General features: G+C 62.8%; 10 protein-coding genes. 6 read left to right on the forward strand and 4 right to left on the reverse strand.

Annotation, left to right across the window (positions count from 1 at the left end; genetic code table 11):
- Positions 1 to 4 precede the first annotated feature (4 nt).
- From OJ996_RS11625 to OJ996_RS11640, 4 genes are all read left to right on the forward strand, one after another.
- Positions 5 to 1,444, forward strand: a complete 1,440-nt coding sequence (locus tag OJ996_RS11625; RefSeq protein WP_264513752.1) for a FecR domain-containing protein — start codon at positions 5 to 7, stop codon at positions 1,442 to 1,444.
- Between the two features lie 187 nt (positions 1,445 to 1,631).
- Entirely contained in the window at positions 1,632 to 5,054 is a 3,423-nt protein-coding gene (locus OJ996_RS11630) for a pilus assembly PilX family protein (protein WP_264513753.1), read from the forward strand.
- 21 nt (positions 5,055 to 5,075) lie between these two features.
- Complete coding sequence (locus tag OJ996_RS11635; RefSeq protein WP_264513754.1) at positions 5,076 to 5,759, forward strand: hypothetical protein; 684 nt, start codon at positions 5,076 to 5,078, stop codon at positions 5,757 to 5,759.
- An 82-nt stretch (positions 5,760 to 5,841) separates the two neighbouring features.
- The gene (locus tag OJ996_RS11640) at positions 5,842 to 7,662 is read left to right on the forward strand and encodes an alpha-amylase family glycosyl hydrolase (RefSeq protein ID WP_264513755.1); all 1,821 of its coding nucleotides are present in this window, start codon (positions 5,842 to 5,844) and stop codon (positions 7,660 to 7,662) included.
- Here the strand turns inward: OJ996_RS11640 and OJ996_RS11645 are convergent.
- Both OJ996_RS11645 and tatA read right to left on the reverse strand, forming a co-directional pair.
- Positions 7,652 to 8,701 carry an endonuclease/exonuclease/phosphatase family protein gene (locus tag OJ996_RS11645; protein ID WP_264513756.1) on the reverse strand — a complete coding sequence of 350 codons (1,050 nt, stop codon included), beginning with the start codon at positions 8,699 to 8,701 and terminating at the stop codon, positions 7,652 to 7,654. The two genes, OJ996_RS11640 and OJ996_RS11645, sit on opposite strands and share 11 nt — an antisense overlap.
- A 2-nt stretch (positions 8,702 to 8,703) precedes the next feature.
- A complete protein-coding gene (gene tatA / locus OJ996_RS11650) occupies positions 8,704 to 8,961 on the reverse strand; it encodes a twin-arginine translocase TatA/TatE family subunit (protein ID WP_425605561.1) in 258 nt (85 codons plus the stop codon).
- Positions 8,962 to 9,187: 226 nt separating this feature from the next.
- Here tatA and hrpB point away from each other — a divergent pair, with 226 nt between their 5' ends.
- Together hrpB and OJ996_RS11660 are read left to right on the forward strand one after the other, a co-directional pair.
- Positions 9,188 to 11,779 (forward strand): ATP-dependent helicase HrpB, encoded by a 2,592-nt coding sequence (gene hrpB / locus OJ996_RS11655; protein ID WP_264513758.1) that lies wholly within the window; start codon positions 9,188 to 9,190, stop codon positions 11,777 to 11,779.
- 12 nt (positions 11,780 to 11,791) lie between these two features.
- Complete coding sequence (locus tag OJ996_RS11660) at positions 11,792 to 12,337, forward strand: hypothetical protein (RefSeq protein WP_264513759.1); 546 nt, start codon at positions 11,792 to 11,794, stop codon at positions 12,335 to 12,337.
- Here the strand turns inward: OJ996_RS11660 and lnt are convergent.
- Both lnt and OJ996_RS11670 read right to left on the reverse strand, forming a co-directional pair.
- Positions 12,334 to 14,028 carry an apolipoprotein N-acyltransferase gene (gene lnt, locus OJ996_RS11665; protein ID WP_264513760.1) on the reverse strand — a complete coding sequence of 565 codons (1,695 nt, stop codon included), beginning with the start codon at positions 14,026 to 14,028 and terminating at the stop codon, positions 12,334 to 12,336. The genes OJ996_RS11660 and lnt overlap by 4 nt on opposite strands.
- A gap of 36 nt (positions 14,029 to 14,064) precedes the next feature.
- A complete protein-coding gene (locus tag OJ996_RS11670) occupies positions 14,065 to 15,996 on the reverse strand; it encodes a phospho-sugar mutase (protein WP_264513761.1) in 1,932 nt (643 codons plus the stop codon).
- Between the last annotated feature and the right edge of the window lie 30 nt (positions 15,997 to 16,026).

Consider the following 16,026-nt stretch of genomic DNA (forward strand, 5'->3'; position numbering starts at 1 on the left):
CCCGATGGAAGAACACGAAGTCAACCGCCTCCTGAATCGCCTGATCGACGGCTCGATCAGCCGCGAGGACTTCACGCGGATCCAAGGGGTCATGCGGGTGAATCCCGAAGTGCGTGCCGAGTACTACGATCTGGTCGGCTTGGACCTCATGCTCTTCGACCGCTATGAAGTGCCGACCCACATCTCGGTGCAGGCCAAGACGATGGACGACCACTGGATGGTACGTCAGTCCAAGCGCAGAACGGTCAACGGTATCGTCTGGGCGGCGGCTGCCTGCGTACTGCTCAGCGCGGGCGGTTTCTTCTATTTTCGCAACACCCAGCCGGCAGCTTCTCTAACAGCATCGGTGGATTGCAGCTACTCTATCGACGGAACCCCGCGCTCGATCACCACGCTGAAGAAGGATGAGATCCTGAGCGTGGAGAACGGCGTGATGTCGATGTCGATCGGCAATCACGTGGAAGCCTGCGTGGAGGGTCCGGCCAAGGTCCGCCTCATTGCTCACGAGGGCAAGATGGAGATCCTTCAGGGCAGCGTCTTCCTGCAGATCCTGCCGGGCGGCAAAGGATTCGAGGTCCACACTCCCGGTGGCATCATCCGCGATATCGGGACCAAGTTCGGCGTGCACGTGGCTAGCAACGGTAGCGTGGAAACGCATGTGACCGCAGGCACCGTGGAGATCGATCGCGACAACGGGGAGCAGCCGCGCCAGATCCGTGCGGGCGAATCCGCGGTGTGGACACGCACGGGCACGATCCGCGGTGGGCGTCATGCCACCGACCGCTTCGTCCAAGCCTTGCCTTGGGAGGATGCGGTGTTTGCGGACGATTTCGATGACCGCGACGGCACCTTGCTCGACAAGAAGACTCCGGATACCGGGCTGCCATGGGTGGCGGAAGCGGAGATGAATCCGACCACCGTGGTGAACGGCAAGCTGGATACCTCCACCGGTTGGCGCACGCTCAAGGCTCCCTTCCGCGATGACCAGCAATCGAACCGCCGGAAGGTCTACGTGGTCAACTTCGCCACCCGGGTACCGGCCAACATCTGGGACAAGGCTGGCTACCTCGATGCTGCCGAACGGATCACCTTCCAACGCAAAGGCGCGGATGGTCTCCTGTTCAGCCTCGTGGCCCGTGCGTCCCGCAATCACCACTGGCAGATCAAGAGCGAAGCCGATGCGGTGCACTCCCGTGGCACGCGCACCTCGGCCCTCCAACCGCACGACCTGACCGTGACCTACGATAGTGGAACCGGCGAAGTGCGTTTCTACGAGGGAAGTAGTACTGAAGGCACCCTGCTCGACCGTCTAACAGTCGAAGCCGGGGCGGTGCTTGATTCCGTCGTCATCTCCAACGACGAGGGCGGTGATGTAGCCCTCGAAGATCTCACCGTGCGTATCCTTACTTACCCGCAGAATGGTGAACGCCAGAAAAGCAGGTGATAAGGATGGAAACTGCGTTTTGAAACCAACCCAATCTTCTCCCCCCAGAGATTAACCGCGAATCTATCGAGCATATTCATGAATATCGCTCGGAAAATGAGTTTAAGAACACCTTAAAAGGCAAAGAAGCAATAACCCCGGGCCCCAAGACCGGCGTGATTACGGAGCAGATACAAAGCAGCTCGCCATGAAAGCATCCGGACCCACCCGATTTCATCATCATCGACCGACATGGAAGACCCTGCCCCGGGGTCGCGATGGATTTGCCCTCGTCGTCACGCTGACGATGATGGTTCTTCTTTCCGTTCTAGCGATCGGTCTCCTGTCTCTTGCGAACATCTCGCTGCGCGGTTCCAGCGCGGGAGACGCCAAGCGTGCGGCTCAAGCGAATGCACGAGTCGCCTTGGCCATGGCGATCGGCCAATTGCAGAACGAGCTCGGCGACGACCGGCGGGTCACCGCCGATGGTGCAATCCTCGGCACGGGGGCGAGCCAGCAGCAACTGGTAGGAGTCTGGGACTCAATGGCGGGCACCCAAACCACGCTGCCCACCGCTGCTGCGCCGGATTATGATAGCTGGAAGCGGAACAAGTTCCGCACTTGGCTGGCTTCCAGCCCGAATCCGGAGGATCTCCGTACCCGCGATTACGCTCAGAGCCCCGTGGGCGATGAATCCGTAAGGCTCTTCGCCGAGAAGTCGGATGGCTTCGAGATGCGGGCGCTGACGATCCCGGTGGCGGAAGAGAACGGCATGGCCGGCAACATGGCCTGGGCGGTCACACAGGAAGCGACCAAGGCCAAGATCAACGTGGGGAGCGATCTGGCCCGCGCGAAATATAACGATGCCATCCATGCTCCGAACGGCCCGTCGCTGGGACTCTCGGATCTGGCAAAGCAGCCGAAGGAAGGCTGGGATAAGCGTTCGGGGCGAGTTCTCGGGATGAACCAGGCGATTCTCGACGAGGAATACGGCTTGGACAAGGAAAGCGCGGCAGCGTTCCGCCGCGAGCACGGCGCTCATGCCCGTGGGGTCCTCTCGGATGTGGTGAAAGGTGGCTTGAAGACCGACCTCTCGCTCGGGTTCAACCTCGGCGACGGGGAATTCAGCCAGTCCCGCTGGGGCCAGGTGAACAATCCTTTCAGCGGCGGCACTGCCCCCCGCGGTGAAGTCCCGCTCTACGAGCCCTTGAATGGTGGCACGCCGGTGACCGTATCGATGAACTACGGGACGGTTCGCTACGATCACATCTTCGAGACCGGAGCGTCACCGACCTTCAACTCGCTGCGCTCGCACTACAACCTCTTCCAGCACCTCTACAGTTCCGCCAGCGGCACCTCCGCGTTCTATCGCCCGCAAGCCAGCACCTATTGGCCGGATGCGACGCGCGGAAGCGAGACCTCCGTGTCTCCGGTCCTGGACCGTGTTCTTTTCTTCGTGTGCCTCTACGCCGATAGCGCGGGAGTCCCGAACGTGGTGTTCACCCCTGTAATCACCCTGTGGAATCCGTATAACGTGAGCATCGAATCCGAAGGCTTCGTGGTCTTCCCGTGGATGGACATCCCGATGTTCGGCAACTTCAACATCACCGGCACCAACTACAGCACCATCATGTCCTGGCACATGGGCATGGACAGCGCAGGCAAGGGTGAAGGCCGCCAGAAGGAGCCTTACTTCTACTGCAAGCTCACCGGTAGCGGCACGAACAATACCAGCACTCCGATCCGGATCGGTCCCGGGGAAGTCCGCGTGTTCATTCCTGCGACGAAGGACGTGATCCGCTACGAACGTCAGCAGCCGGAAGCGAGCCGCACTTCGATCTTCATGCGCCCTGCCGCCTCTGCGGCCGACATCGACATCGGCGGCGGAATCGGTGTGCCCCTGAACTCTTCCATCGGGACCCCGATCACGAAGACGATCACGAATACCGACACCATGTCCGCGAAGCTCGATTTCGACTTCGCCCGCTACCATTACTTCGTGCGGATGGAGGACTCCGGCCGATTGAAGGGCCTGACCCGTGGCAAGACGGTCTCGGAGGTTCAGATCTATAACGGCAAGATGAGCAGCCAGAGCGTCCAGACCCCTACCCTGACGGGCTCCGCGCTGAAGCAAAAGCCGCGTCCGGTGGCTATTCTGGAAACCTTCCACCGCACGGCCGGCGAGTCCGGGCAGATGGCGGACCTCGTCTACACGGTGAACCCGCGGCAACGCTACGTGAACGCGATGATCTCCGGTTCCACCACCTTCGTAGCCGGTCCTCACTACGAGTCCAGCATGCACAAGGTGACGGACTTCATCAGCGAAGCCTTCCAAGTCACCGGTGACGGCCAGCGCTCCTACTATGGCATGAGCAATGCCGCCGGCAGCGGCCGCGACTACCTGCCCTTCTTCGAGATTCCGAAGGAACCGATGATGTCGCTCGGTGCATTCCAGCACGCCGACCTTTCCGATTCGGCCTATTCGCCGGGTTCCCAGTTCGGCAATGCCTGGGCCTCCGGCTTCGTTTCCCGGACCACGGCAGCACGCACGCTCAAGACGGCGACGACCGCCGGTGCCGAGAAGATCTCGCCAAACGGTCTCGGTCTCTACGACCACTCCTACCTGATGAATGCGGCGGTGTGGGATGGTTATTACTTCTCCTCCATCGCTCCTCGCACGACACCGGGAAGCTCCGGCGGATCACCATCCGTCTATAGCAACAAGGTGGCCCGCACGACTCAAGAGACCTCGGATGTCATCAAGAACTGGGTCCAATCTCCGGAAGCAAATCCACTCCGCAACACGCGCCACATCCTCCACCGCGGCGGAATGACGAACGAACAGGTTATCGAGCGCTTGGACTCCTCCGCGGGCTGCCGCTGGGCCCCGGCGCACATGCTGGTGGACGGCGTCTTCAACGTGAACTCCGTGAACGAGTCCGCATGGCGCGCGATGCTGGCGAGCCTGCGCGGCAGCAAGCTGGACGTGACCGGCAAGGGAACCCATGACTCCGGCAATTCGACCCCGGTGCCGCGCCTGCGCGACCCATCCGGCAGCCCCGGGGATCTCTGGAACGGCTTCCGCGAGCTCTCCGACGACCAGATCCGCGTGCTGGCCCGCGAGATCGTGCAGGAAGTCCGCGACCGCGGCCCCTTCCAATCGATGGGTGAATTCGTCAATCGCCGTCTCGCATCGAGCAATCTGGGCCTGAAGGGTGCGCTGCAAGCCGCGATCGATCGCGCCAACCTGAACCAGCAGGCCACCGTCGAGCGTTTCAACAACACCGGCTATCCCTTCCGCAGCAATCTGCCCGAGCCCTTCACCGGCACCGGCACCCCGGGCTGGCTGACGCAGGCCGACCTGCTTACCGCGCTCGGTCCTTTCATCACGGTTCGCTCGGACACCTTCACCGTCCGTGCCTATGGTGAAGCAAAGGATGGCGAGGGCAAGGTGCTGGCCCGCGCTTGGTGCGAGGCGGTGGTGCAGCGCGTCCCCGATCTCCTCGACCCCGATTCCAACGACAACGCCACCGAGCTGCCGCTCGACCTGAACCCGATCAACGCCCGTTTCGGCCGCCGTTTCGAGATCATCTCCTACCGCGACCTTGCCGACGACGAACTCGCCGTCTGACCTTCCGATATCCGCCAAGTCATGAAGCAACTTCTCCGCTGTCTCGTTCCCGCCCTGATCGCCCTCACCTCCTTGGCCGAGGCCATCGAGGTGCGCTTCCTCGCTTGGGATGACGCCATCGCCGCCCGCCAAGTCGCCGTGATGGGCGGCTCGGATGAGAAGCCGATCAAGGGTCTCCATCCTCTCCAACGGACCAGTCCGATGGGGGTGACCATCACCGAAGGCAATCTGGTGCTACGCGCACTCGACAAGAAGGACGCCCAAGGCAAGGCCGTGGATGTCCCCGTGAAAGTCGGCGAAGCGATGACCCAGCCGCTGGTGCTGATCCTGCCCGATCCCAAGGCTCCCAGCGGGCTGCGCGGTTTCGCGATCGAGGACAATAGCACCTCTTTCCCGTGGGGCACTTTCCGGATGCTCAACGCGACCGGCAAGCCCTTGAACGTCGTGCTCGGCACGATGCAGAAGCAACTGCCCCCCTCGTGGCAACCGGTGGACCTGCGCCCCGGTGGAGACAAGGCCCTGCCGGTGTCCCTCGCCGCATCCGATGCCCCCAAAAAGCCGCTCTACACGGGTGTGTGGAAACCGGAGGACGGCGTCCGCCGCCTAGTCTTCGTGCTTCCCGGCACCGATGTCCGCATGGGCCCGATCGCGCTGAAGGTGATCCCGGAAGATCGCGAGGCCCTCGCGGCTACGGGGAACCCTTGAGCGGATTTCACCGAACGATCCAGACCCCTTCCCGGCTTGTCGTTGGACAATCACCCGGAAGGGGTCAATCGTGTCGGCATCGATGGAAAGCCAAGCCAGCTCCCCTCCCCGCCCGGTCATCTATCAACTGCTGCCCAGGCTTTTCGGCAACACCGTCGAAACGCGGCAGGTCAACGGACCGATCGAGGTCAACGGCTGCGGTAAATTCAGCGATATCTCCGAGGCGGCATTGATCTCACTCCGGGAGATGGGTTTCACCCACCTGTGGCTGACCGGCGTGCTGGAACAGGCGAGCGGCACATCTTGGCCGGGGCGGCCAGCGGATACTCCCGATGTCCTGAAAGGGATCGCCGGGAGTCCTTATGCGATCAAGGACTACTTCGACGTATGTCCGGACTATGCGGAGGACCCGGAGAAGCGGCTGGCGGAGTTCCAAGCCCTGGTGGACCGCTGCCATGCGCAGTACCTGAAAGTGATCATCGATTTCGTGCCCAATCATGTCGCGCGATCCTATCACTCCGACGTGAAGCCCGAACTCTCCTTCGGGAGCGGCGACAACACGGACGTTTTCTTCCAACGGGATAACCACTTCTACTATCTGCGCCGTAGTGATCCCGGAGGCGGGGCTCCCTTGAAGTTGCCGACCGCCGAGACGGCAGGCTGCAGCGGCCTCTTTGAAGCGGAAGCCGAGTTCGGACGGGTGACGGGCAACAATTCGGTTTCATGGTCGCCGTCGATCCACGATTGGTACGAGACCGTGAAGCTGAACTACGGCCATGACTTCACCTCGGGGCGTGACACCACGCACCTGCCTGCGAGCGATTCTTCGCCGGAAGATGTTCCGCGGACCTGGCGGACCATGGATGCGATCCTGGCCTATTGGCAGCATCACGGTGTGGACGGCTTCCGAGTGGACATGGCACACATGATCCCAATGGAATTCTGGCGCTGGGTGATCCGCCGGGCGCGGGCGCGGAACTCATCGGTGTTCTTCTCCGCCGAGGCCTATGACAACGATCCGGCGAAGCTGAGCGAAGAGCACGTGATGGATGTGCTGCTTGGAACGGGATTCGACGCCGTCTATGACGACCCGATCTACGATGTGCTGGAGGGAATCTACGATTCGGGCAAATGGGCGAATGATATCGACACGCTCACCTTCACGGGCAGCCGCTTTCATCATTCGCTGCGCTATGCGGAGAACCATGATGAAGTGCGTCTCGCCAGTCCCAAGGAATGGGGCGGCTGGGGAATGCGGGTAGGACGTCCGGTGAGTGCCGTGCTCTTCGGGATGGGACGCGGGCCGATCATGCTCTATTCGGGGCAAGAAGTGGGCGAACCTGCTGCCGGTGAAGAGGGCTTCGGCGGAGACGATGCCCGGACGACGATCTTCGATTACTGGTCGATGCCGGAGTTCACGAAATGGGTGAATGGCGGCAGATACGACGGTGGCCGGCTCAGTGAAGAGCAGATGGATCTGCGCGAGTGGTATGGACGGCTACTGCGCCTGATGCACGAGCCGGCCTTCGAGAGGGGCGACTTCTACGGCCTGAACCACGCCAACAAGGAGAACCCCGGCTACGGCCGTGTGGGCGACGAAACGGCTAGCGGCCACTGGCTCTATGCCTATCTCCGCCGCGATGCCGAATCCGGACAGGCCTTTCTCGTGATCGCGAACTTCAGTGGAAGTGAGAGCCTATCCGGTGTCCGGCTCCAGATTCCTTGGAATGCCTTGGAGTGGTTGCAAGCGGGCCCGTGCCTTGTATGCATGAACCGTCTTGATCCCGGATGGTCGCAGGAAGTCGAAGCAGCCTCCCTGCCTACGGATGGGCTGCCGCTTCCAACGCTTGAGCCGCTGAGCGCGATGTTGATCGAGATCCGCGCTCCAGAGGCTATTGCTTGAGGATCACCAAGAGGGGCCGGTGATCGCTGGCGCCTGCGGTTTCCTCACCATCGAGGATCTTGGAGTGATCACGGTCCACCAAATCCCGGAGGATGGGCGAGACCATCACGTAATCGATGCGTGAGTAGACATCCTGATAGTCCCAATGGTGGGTCCAGAACTGACCCCGGGAATCCTTGAGCGGGATCGTGGTAAGGGCCGCAGCGCTACGGGCGGGGCCTTGGGCCGTGCGGATCGTGGGGCTATTGCGGGTGTCGTTGAAATCGCCGTAGACTACCAGGCGGGCCTCTGGATCATCGCGGAGGATCGCATCGACCTCGCGGCGTAGCAGATGGGCCTCGCTGCGCCGCATTTCTTCCTGATCGCCCTCGTCGACCTCGCGCTTGGATTTGAGGTGCACGCCGAGGAAGCGGAACGCGCCCACGGGGGTGTTGATGGTGGCATCGAGGATGCCCCGCTGCATCTTGAATTCCTCGCCTTGAATGCGGTAAGCGAGGTTATCGCGTGCGGCGGTCTTGCCGATGGGAAACTTCGAAAGAATGACGAGGCTGCGGGTGTCATCCGCGCCGCGATTCAGGTGGGAGTGTGGCAAGGGCATGCCTGCATCCGCGAGATGCTTCTGGAGATCCTTCACGTCGTCCTCGTTGCCGATCTCGGAGATGCCGAGGATGTCCGGCTTGGCAGAGAGAAGCGCTTTGACGACGGCTTGGCGCTCCTTCTCAGGCTTGGGCGATGCGATGCGCTTGCCATTTGCGTAGCGCTCCATCGTGAGCCAGTTCTCGACATTGTAGGCGACGAAGCGGACCGAACCGGGATCCGTGGCCGCGGCGGCAGGCGCTGGAGCAGGTGGTGCCGGTGCCTTTGTCGGGGCGGCGGCTGGTGGCGCGGGAGGTGCCTCCTTAACCGCGGGGGCTTCCTGCTTGTGGCCGGACCAATCCTCGGTCTGCTGCTTGTCGCGGCAGGCAGGAAGCGCGAGGCACAAGAAAAACGCCCCGAGTAAACCCGGGGCGCGATGGAACAAAGCTGTCGCTTTCTTCATGTTCAGGCCTTCTCGACCGGTTCCTTGCCCGCAGCTTCACGGATGCGGATCTCGTCGTCGGCCTTGGCCTTCGCTTCGTCACGGCGACGGACATCGTCTTCCGAGCGGGTAATCTCGCGCTCGAAGTCGTCACGGGCCTTCTTGAATTCTCCCATGCTCTTGCCGACCCCGCGGGCCAGTTCGGGCAGCTTTTTCGCACCGAAGAGCAGCAGCACGATGAGGAAGATGATGATCATCTCCTGACCGCCGAGGCCGCCGATGAAACCGAGCAAAGTGTTCATATACGTAAGGATAGGGCGGCGGAGGCTGCCTTGCAATGGGAATAACGAGCCCAAACGGGAGCATCTTTCGTCCGGCAGGTGAGCGCTGCCGATCGGCGTGCTCGTTCCGCGATTCGCGAATTAGCGGAGAAATGCGGTCACGGGCTTTGCGGGGAATCCGTTCTTGGCAGTTCCCAAGGCCGTGGAAGCTGGCTATGCGCGGGGCGTGCGTTTGCCTGTCCACGAAATCGAAGGAGATCTGAAAGCCGCGGTAGCCGGCGGAAACCGGGACCGAGTGCTCCTGAAGGCCCCTACCGGCTCCGGTAAATCGACGGCCGTGCCGGGGATGCTCATGGACGCAGGGATCGAGGGGCGGATTCTCGTGATCGAGCCCCGGCGAATGGCGGCGCGCCTGCTGGCAGGCTGGGTGGCGAAGCTGCGAGGCAGCAGCTTGGGTGGTGAAGTGGGCTACGCGGTGCGTTTCGACACCAAATACGGTCGGGATACCCGGCTGATCTATCTCACGGATGGCGTATTCCAGCGCTGGATGCAGGAGGATCCGACGCTGGCAGGCGTCGGGGCGGTGGTTTTCGACGAATTCCACGAGCGACGTCTGGCCGTGGACGTGGCGCTGGGGCGTTGCTTGGATCTGCAAGAACAGGCCAGGCCGGACCTGCGGGTGCTCGTCATGTCCGCCACGCTCGAAACGCGGGGTCTGGCGGATTTCCTGGCTCCGGCGAAAATGCTGGAAGCCGGGGGGCGGACTTTCCCGATCGAAGTGGCCTATCGTCCGGATCGTCCGAAGGTCAACGACCGCCGGGGCGGTCCGCCGCAGGAAACGCCGGTGTGGGAGAAGATTGCGACCGTCTGCAAGGAGGCCTTGGCCCTGCCGGATGCCGGTGACCTGCTGTGCTTCCTGCCCGGAATGCATGAGATCCGGAAGACGGTGGAGACGCTGGAGAACTCGTCTTTTACCCGGAACCACGACATCTTCCCGCTCCATGGCGGGCTGCCTCCAGCGGCTCAAGAGGCGGCAGTTTCCCCCGGGAAGCGACCCAAGATCATTGTTTCGACCAACGTGGCGGAAACCTCGCTGACCATCGAGGGGGTGCGGACGGTGATTGATGCGGGTCTGGCTCGTGAGGCGAGCTTCGACCCTCGCCGCGGGATCGATACCCTGTTGATCCGCAAGATCTCCCGGGCCTCCGCGGAGCAGCGGGCGGGTCGCGCCGGCCGAACCGGGCCGGGACGGGCGTTCCGGCTCTGGAGCGAGGGCGAGCATGCCCGGCGCGAGGCCTTCGATGCGCCGGAGGTGCGGCGGGTGGATCTGGCGGAAGTGGTTCTACTTCTGAAGGCGGCGGGGGTCGGCGAGGTGCGGGACTTCCGCTGGTTGGATGCCCCTTTGGAAGACAGCCTCCGACGGGCGGAATCGCTGCTGCACGATCTCGGGGCACTGGATGCGGAGGGCGCGCTGACGGAGGAAGGGCGGGCGATGGCTGCCCTGCCCTTGGAACCGCGTTACTCGCGGCTGATGCTGGCAGGGGTCGAGCAGGGTTGCGTGGCCGAGATGGCTTTCATTGCCGCCGCGGTGCAGGGAGAAGGAATCTTCACTTCAAAGCGCGGAGGAATCGGGCGGAAGGACTTCGTGTTCCCCGGGGACGGAAGCGATTTTGAGGCGGAGTGGCGGGCATTCGACTCGGCGGCCGGAATGGACTTTGATCCGCGGCGATGTGCGCCGCTGGGGATTCATGGCCGCGGGGCGCGTGAGGTGGCTCAGGGATTCGATCGCTTGCAGCGTCTGGCACTTCAGCGCGGGTGGCCATGGGAAGGCGTGGACTTCGCGAAGCGCCGCGAGGCTGTGGGGCGTGCGATGCTGGCATCCTTCAGCGATCGCCTGGCGGTGCGCTTCGGGGAGGCTACTCTCGCCTGCCGTGTGGTCGGCAAGCGTCGCGGCAAGTTGGATGACGAGAGTGCAGCCAAGCAGGCGGTGGCCTTCGTGGCCGCGGAGATCACGGAGGTGGAGGGGCGCGAGGTGATTGTGCAATTGCGGCGGGCTACCGCGGTGGATCCGGAGTGGCTGAAGGAGCTGTTTCCCGAGGATTTCGGTTTCACCGACGGCGCGAGCTACGATGAGCCCCGTAGAAGAGTGGTGGCACGCAAGGAGACGAAGTTCCGGGATCTGGTGCTTGAGTCCAAGGAGAGCGACCACGGAGTGAATCTGGACGCCGCGGCGGAGATCTTGGCGGCCAAGGTATTGTCGGGTGAACTGATCTTGAAGAACTGGGATGCTGCGGTGGACCAGTGGTGCGCGCGTCTCGACGGTTTGGGTAAATGGATGCCGGAGCTCGATCTGCCCGGGTGGTCGGAAGAGGACCGCGCGGCGGCCGTGGCCCAGATCTGTCATGGGGCCGTGTCCTACAAGGACATCAAGGAGCGCCAAGTCTGGCCGGTGCTGAAGGAGTGGCTGAGCGGGGCACAACGCGCGGCTCTCGATTCCTATGCGCCGGAGCGGATCGCGCTGCCCAACGGACAGAATCCGAAAATTACCTACGAGATGGGCAAGGATCCGTGGATCGCCTTGCGAGTGCGGGATCTCTTCGGGGTTTGGCAGACGCCGACGATCGCGAGCGGGCGGGTTCCCCTGCTGGTTCACATCTTGGCACCGAGCATGCGGCCGTGGCAGATGACGAAGGATCTGGGAAGCTTTTGGGCAAACGGCTATACCCAGATGAAGAAGGATCTGGCAGGGCGCTATCCGAAGCAGCCTTGGCCGGATGATCCGAAGGCATGGCTTGCCGCGGGCGGCGGGAAACGCTGAGTTAGCAGGGTCGTGTGGAAGCTTCTCATTCTGCTCTCTCTCATCCCTCTCGCCGGGGCTTGGGCCGGGAGGCATTGGTTCTGGAGCCGCGTCCGTTTCGAGGGGATGCGCCGGAATTGCGAGACGACGGTAAAGGACTTGCGGGTGCGAATGGGCCTGCCCGGCGGTCGTGGTGGGAATGAGACGCATGCCGCGGCTTTAGGGAACGCCGTGCGGGAGTGCGGCCTGGCGCTTCTCGAACGTGACGGTGACCGGCTGGCCAAGGCGCGCGTGAAAGGAGCTTTTCTAACAAGGGCTCTGCCTGCTCTGGTCGGGGTGGTGGCGGTTTTCGCGATCTTTTCGAAACGAGTCCCGGCCGGATGGGCTGTCGCGGGAGCGATCGGAGTCGTGGCGATGTGGACCCTGCTGCGTCTCACCGGAATGGCGATCGAATGGCGTGCCGTGGCTCGTGGTACGGAAGAGCTCCGAGCTACCCGGGCGCTGAAGCGTCTTTCGGATGAGGAAGAGGTGATCCGCTGCGCGAAGGCGAGCGTGTGGAGCACCGTCTGGCCCTTTTAAGCTTCGGCTTCTTCAGGCGGGAGCGTGTTTCGACGGCAACGCCACCACATCAGCAGGAGGCTCGCGATCGAGAGTCCGATGAGGCCCCAGTCTCCGATCATGGAGTAGAGGGTCCGCGAAGGATGCTTCGGGATATCGATATCCACGATCAGGGATCCTCGAGTGAAGGTGCTGCCATTCGCGTCGCGGAGTTCCTGTGGTTTCTTGGTCTGGGGATGCAGGGTGATCCCGGTAGTCGATACGGCGGCGCTAACTCCCGTATTCGAGGCGCGGACCAGCGGGCGGCGCAATTCGATGGCGCGAAAACGGGCGTTAGCGAAATGCTGCGCGGCTCCCTCGCTCTCCTTGAACCAGCCATCGTTCGTGATGTTCACGATGACCTGTGGAGCGTCCCGAGTGAACTTCCGGACGAGACGGCCCACGCTGTCTTCAAAGCAGACGGTCGGAATGATCTGCACCTCTTGCCCCCTCACCTGCGCCTTCATCGGCTCCAGGCTCTCACCCACCGAGAAGCCGCCGCCGAAGCGGGTGCCGGTCTGCTGTTCGTAGATCTTGGCGAGGAAGGGCAGCTTGTCGACGAAGGGGATGTATTCGCCGAAGATCACGAGGTGATGCTTGCGGAAGGTCTCGAGACTGCCATCCGGAGGCATGACCGTCATGGTGTTCCATGCCCGGGTATTCTCCTTCACCCAATACTCCTCGCCGTGCATCTCACCTTCGAGTTCGTTGAGGCCGAGGATCAGGGTGAAGTTCCCGGCCTCGCGGACGCGATCGATAGAGATGAGGTTGTCGGAGGGCATGGCCCAAGTGCCATCGTCCATCCGGAGGATGCGGCCTGTTAGAGAAGTCTCGGGCCAGATCACCCAGTCGGGGCGGGATTTCTTGAGAGCCGCGATGGTGTCTTCCTCGTAGCCCAGGTGGATATCGAGGGCCTCCCATTCGACCTTGCCTGCCTCCTGAGGGATGTTGAGTTGAACCAGCAGGGCTTTCAGTCGGATCGATTCGGCCTGATTGGCCGTCCTGATCCGCCAGATGCCGTAGCCGTAGCAAGAGATCATCAGGACCGTGGTGCAGGCAAGCGCGACCCGGCGGCGACGCTCGGCGGAATGATATTGGGAGACGCGGCGGACGCAGATCTGAATCAGGACGGCCTGAACGAAGATCGGCAGGATCGAGAGACTGGTAGCCCCTAACAGATCTGCAGCTTGCGAGAACACCGGGGTCTCATGGAAGGCCACACCCAAGGGATTCCAGCCGAAGCCGGTGAAGAGCCAGCCACGCAGCCACTCCAGGCCCGCCCAGGTGGCTCCGCAGACGAAAGCATGAAGCGGCGCATGGAAGAGCCCCTCCTCCCCTGCCTCCTTCCGCCAAGGATTGCCCAAGGTGGAGGCGAAGACCGCCCATGCCGCGGGGAACAGGGAGAGGTAAAGCGAAAGGGCGATCCAGCCCGCATCGCTTACAGTTCGGAGCCAGACGAGATTGAGGAGGAAGAAGCCAAGGCCGGTCAGATAGCCGAGACCGAAGGCCTTCCGCTTGCGCTTCTCCTCCCCGAGGCTCCACAGTGCCAGCAGCAGCGGCACCATCACCAGCCAGACCAGCTTGCTGATCGAGTGCGGCGGGAAAAGCAGGGCCATCCCCGTGCCGCTCAGAATGGCGGCAAGGGGACGGAGAACGGGAAGAAGACGTCTCATGAAAAGCGGCGGAACCTGCCCCGGGGATGATGCGGGTTAAGCGAGACGCGCCTTGGCATCAGCCTCGATCCAAGCCCAGAGGCCATCGAGCGAGGCCGCAACCTTCGAGCGGGAGCCGGCGAGGTCGTCAGAGGGCACCGACTTGCCGTAGAGGTAGAACTTGATCTTCGGCTCGGTGCCGGAGGGGCGGACCGCGAAGGCGCGGCCGTCTTCCAGATCGACGAAGAGCATTTTCTCCTTCGGCAGCGGATCGCCCTCGGCATCGAAAAGATCCTGGGTTGCGAAATCGCGGACGCTGGAGACCTTCGAGCCATCGACTTCCTCCGGCGGGTTGAGCGAGTAGGTTCCGGCGAGTGCTTGGATCTTCGCGGCACCATCCGCACCTTCCATCGTGAGCGACTTGCCGCGCTCCTCGTAGTAGCCGAACTCGCGGAAGATGTCGTCCAGCAGCGTGGCGAGGGATTTGCCGACCGACTTCGCGTAGGCGGCGACCTCCGCGAACATCACGGCGGCGCCATTGCCATCCTTATCGCGAACAAAGTCGCAGCCGAGGTAGCCGTAGCTCTCCTCGCCACCGAAGAGGAAGAAGCGGGAGTATTCGAGGCGCAGGGCACGGGTCGTGGCCTCATCGAGCGAGCGGTAGTCGGAGCCCTTCTTGTCGGCCGGGATCGCGTCCTCATACTTGCGGAGCTTCTCGGCGATGTATTTGAAACCGGTCAGGGTATTCACCACTCCGATGCCGTATTTATCTGCGATGGCGCTTTGAAGCTCAGTGGTGACGTAGGTTTTGACGAACAGCGCGCGGGCACGGGTAGTGTCGTTCAGCCAGCCGATCTCGAGGGCGGTCTTGGCGCGATACCACGCCATCAGGGATCCGATCTGATTTCCGGTCAGGACGCGCATGGAGCCGTCCGCCTCGCGCACGGCGACCCCCATGCGGTCATTGTCCGGATCGGTGCCGATCATAAGCTCCGCACCTTCCTTGATGGCGAGGTCGATGGCCATCTTGAGTGCGGGCGGGTTCTCCGGGTTCGGAGATTCCACGGTCGGGAAGCGACCGTCCTGGATATCCTGTTCCGGCACGGTGAGAACCTCGAAACCAAGCTCGCGCAGCATCGGAACGATGATCACGCCGCCGACGCCGTGGAGGTTGGTGTAGACGACCTTGGTGCTACTACCTTGAAGGAGTTCCGGGCGCATCAGCAGCGACTTCAGTCGATCCATGTAACGGCGGTCGAGATCCGCGCCGACGATGGTGACTGAGCCTTGTTGATCCGGTGGCAGCGGCTCGTAGATCTCGTTCTGGAGGGCGTTCACCTCGGCGATGATGGCGGAGGCGTGGGGCTCCACGATCTGAGCACCGTCGTTGAAGTAGGCCTTGAAGCCATTGTCGTGCGCGGGATTGTGGCTGGCGGTCAGGACCACGCCGGCATCGGCCCGCAGATCGCGGATCGCGAAGGAAAGCTCCGGGGTCGAGCGGCCCGACTCAAAGAGCACGGCATCGCAGCCCAGTTCGGCGGAGGCCTTGGCGCAGTATTCGGCAAAATCGCGCGAGAAGTGGCGGCTGTCGTGAGCGAAGACCAGCTTCGCCTTGCGGGAGCTTCCCACGTGCTGCTTGGCGTAGGCGATCAGGCCGCGGACCGCGCGGGAGACGTTGAAGAAATTCATCGTCGCGGTGCCGGCGCAGGGGTGCTCCGGGCGCTCGTTGGGTCCACCCTGCCCCTGCTCCGCCTTGGTCACGATGCGACCGATGGTGCGGCCGCGCAGGCCGCCGGTCCCGAAAGCGAGGGTCTTGAAGAAGCGGTCGTTGAGTTCCTGCCACTCGCCGGCCTCGGCCAGTTCGCGGACAGCCTCGCAGGCCACCTTGGTAGCGGAGCCTGCCAGCAGCAGGTCGATGTTCACTCGGGAGCTTTCCAGCAGGAGTCCGTGGGCCAGGGCTTCGTCAAGTCGGGAGGCGAGGTCGCTCATTTCGCGCTGGATGCTAGCGGCCCGATCCGG

This window comes from Luteolibacter rhizosphaerae, assembly GCF_025950095.1.
GTDB lineage: Bacteria > Verrucomicrobiota > Verrucomicrobiia > Verrucomicrobiales > Akkermansiaceae > Haloferula > Haloferula rhizosphaerae.

What these genes read in the sequence shown, in the direction of transcription:
- OJ996_RS11625 (WP_264513752.1), top strand. Translation starts at nt 5, where the DNA reads ATGGAAGAACACGAAGTCAACCGCCTCCTGAATCGCCTGATCGACGGC.
- OJ996_RS11630 (WP_264513753.1), top strand. Translation starts at nt 1,632, where the DNA reads ATGAAAGCATCCGGACCCACCCGATTTCATCATCATCGACCGACATGG.
- OJ996_RS11635 (WP_264513754.1), top strand. Translation starts at nt 5,076, where the DNA reads ATGAAGCAACTTCTCCGCTGTCTCGTTCCCGCCCTGATCGCCCTCACC.
- OJ996_RS11640 (WP_264513755.1), top strand. Translation starts at nt 5,842, where the DNA reads ATGGAAAGCCAAGCCAGCTCCCCTCCCCGCCCGGTCATCTATCAACTG.
- OJ996_RS11645 (WP_264513756.1), bottom strand. Translation starts at nt 8,701, where the DNA reads ATGAAGAAAGCGACAGCTTTGTTCCATCGCGCCCCGGGTTTACTCGGG.
- lnt (WP_264513760.1), bottom strand. Translation starts at nt 14,028, where the DNA reads ATGAGACGTCTTCTTCCCGTTCTCCGTCCCCTTGCCGCCATTCTGAGC.
- OJ996_RS11670 (WP_264513761.1), bottom strand. Translation starts at nt 15,996, where the DNA reads ATGAGCGACCTCGCCTCCCGACTTGACGAAGCCCTGGCCCACGGACTC.